The sequence below is a fragment of the Pseudoalteromonas sp. XMcav1-K genome (assembly GCF_044005875.1).
Lineage (GTDB): Bacteria > Pseudomonadota > Gammaproteobacteria > Enterobacterales > Alteromonadaceae > Pseudoalteromonas > Pseudoalteromonas spongiae.
Genome location: NZ_JBIPJE010000008.1, coordinates 1 through 2,309, shown reverse-complemented (window position 1 = coordinate 2,309; position 2,309 = coordinate 1). Strand labels below are relative to the sequence as shown.

Genomic DNA, 2,309 nt, shown 5'->3' with positions numbered 1-2,309 from the left:
ACTTAATTTTGATTATTTTCTTTTTATTTTAAGAAAGTTTCAAAACTCAGTTTTACTTGACTCAACCAACTCGTGATTCGCTGCTATGCTGCGTCGTTCCCCGTGTTGGTGGAGGCGCATTATAGAGTGATTTGATTTGGGCGCAACCCTTTTTTTGAGTTTTTTGTAAAAAATAGCGATTTAATTCTAAATTTAACATTAAGGCTACAAAACCGAACGTTAAACGTACGATTTTGAGCATTTGAACTCAAAAAGAGGAATTTAAGTATCGATCAATGTTTCAGGATTGCAAATTTATATGTCAGATTTTTTAAAACAATATGAAATAAAAAAGGAGCCTTGTGGCTCCTTCTCCTTTATATGGTGTGTATTAGTATAGAATACTGTATAGCTTGCGACGATATTTCCCTGCTAACTCATCACCATCTGGCAATGTCGCAATCACATCTAAAAACATCTTACGTGCATCACCAAACGCTAAATCCTTTTGCAGTACACTAAACAAGGTTTCTAGCGCTTCTTCTTTGCGACCAACCTGATCGTATTGCACTGCTAGTTTTACTTTTGCGTCAAAGTTAGTTTCGTCTTTTTCAATTTCAGCTTCTAACTGTTTTATCTCTGGCGAATCCTTAGCTTCTTGCGCTAACTCAACTTTAGCCTTTAAGTTATTAAAGTAGGCATCTTGATCAACCATTGGAATAGTCGACAACAACGCCTCAGCATCATCTACTTTTTGTATGTTTAAGCAGATATCTGCAAGAATAAGCTTAACTTTACTGTTTTGTGCATTTATGTCATAAGCTTGTTTTGCTTTTGTATAGGCGTCAGAGTAATTACCTTGGCTCAGCAATTGTTGTGCTTGAGTAACAAGTAAATCTTCAGCATTAGGTAAATGCTTTTCAAATGCAGCATCTAACATCTCTTGCGTTTGCGGACCTGGCAACATGTCTACAGGTGCGCCGCCTTTTAAAAGTAAAATGGCTGGGATGCCCTGAAGACCAATTTGTTGTGCAAGTTGAGATGCCAACGCTTGTTCAACATCGCAATTTAACTTGGCTAACAGTAAGTGCTCAGCGTATTGCGCTGCTTTTGCTTCAAGCAATGGCGTCATAGTAGCGCATTCAGGCGCTTGCTGAGTATGAAAATAAAGAGCAATAAGTGTTTCAGGTGCTGTTTCTGAGATAACTTGCTGAAAGCTTTCAGCTGTTAATTCAATAATATTCGACATATAAAATTAATTATTAACTTCAATTAGTTTCAATATGGAGGCAATATAACTAAAAAACAATGCTTAGAAAGAGAATAACAAATGAAATATGCATTCCTATCAGCACTGCTTATAAGTAATAGCGCATTTGCTGCCAGTCAATTTACCCCAAACACAAACCAGCAAAACGCCTTAAACGAATTGTATAAACACCTCCATCAAAACCCTGAACTGTCATACCAAGAAAAAGCTACGTCTCAGCGACTTGCCAAAGAGTTAACGCAATTGGGCTTTAGTGTTACTGAAAATGTTGGTGGCTTTGGCGTCGTTGGTATTTATAAAAATGGTAACGGACCAACAGTTATGCTGCGAGCAGATACTGATGGCTTACCTATTATTGAAGAAACAAATAAAGATTACGCATCAAAAGTAACAGTCATTGATAAAAGCGGTAATAAAGTAGGTGTAATGCATGGTTGTGGTCATGATATTCATATGACGAGTTTTATTGGTACAGCTCAGCAGCTAATTGAACACAAAAGTGATTGGCAAGGTACCTTGATGATGGTTGCGCAACCTGCTGAAGAAGTTGGTGGCGGCGCAAAAGCCATGTTAAAAGAAGGTTTGTATACTAAATTTGCTAAACCGGACTATGTTGTAGGACTTCATGTAAGTGCCTCAGCGCCTGCAGGTAAAATCGCAATTGCTCCAGGGTATGCATTGGCAAATGTGGATTCGGTTGATGTGATTATAAAAGGTCGCGGCGGTCATGGCGCTTACCCGCACACGACTATCGACCCCGTGGTACTTGCCTCACGCACGGTACTTGCATTGCAAACCATCGCAAGTCGCGAAGTATCGCCACTCGAGCCAAACGTGATTACGGTCGGTTCTATTCATGGTGGTTCAAAACACAATATTATTTCGAACCAAGTGAAACTACAGCTTACTTTACGTTCGTATAACCCCGACGTGCGCAATCAACAAATTGCGGCAATTAAACGTATTACTAAGGGGATTGCACTAAGTGCTGGTCTTTCAGAAAACGAACACCCTGAAGTAATAGTACACGAGTCGGAAAGTATTCCTTCTACTTATAATA

The 2,309-nt window shown here is 39.1% G+C and carries 2 protein-coding genes; one reads left to right on the top strand and one right to left on the bottom strand.

Annotated elements, in window-relative coordinates:
• Positions 1-370: 370 nt before the first annotated feature.
• Positions 371-1,228 carry a tetratricopeptide repeat protein gene (locus tag ACHSBP_RS00160; protein WP_010561660.1) on the bottom strand — a complete coding sequence of 286 codons (858 nt, stop codon included), beginning with the start codon at positions 1,226-1,228 and terminating at the stop codon, positions 371-373.
• An 81-nt stretch (positions 1,229-1,309) separates the two neighbouring features.
• Between ACHSBP_RS00160 and ACHSBP_RS00155 the strand changes: the two genes are divergently transcribed.
• On the top strand, positions 1,310-2,309 hold a 1,000-nt coding region (locus ACHSBP_RS00155), incomplete at its 3' end, for an amidohydrolase (RefSeq protein WP_395387887.1).

What these genes read in the sequence shown, in the direction of transcription:
- ACHSBP_RS00160 (WP_010561660.1), bottom strand. Translation starts at nt 1,228, where the DNA reads ATGTCGAATATTATTGAATTAACAGCTGAAAGCTTTCAGCAAGTTATC.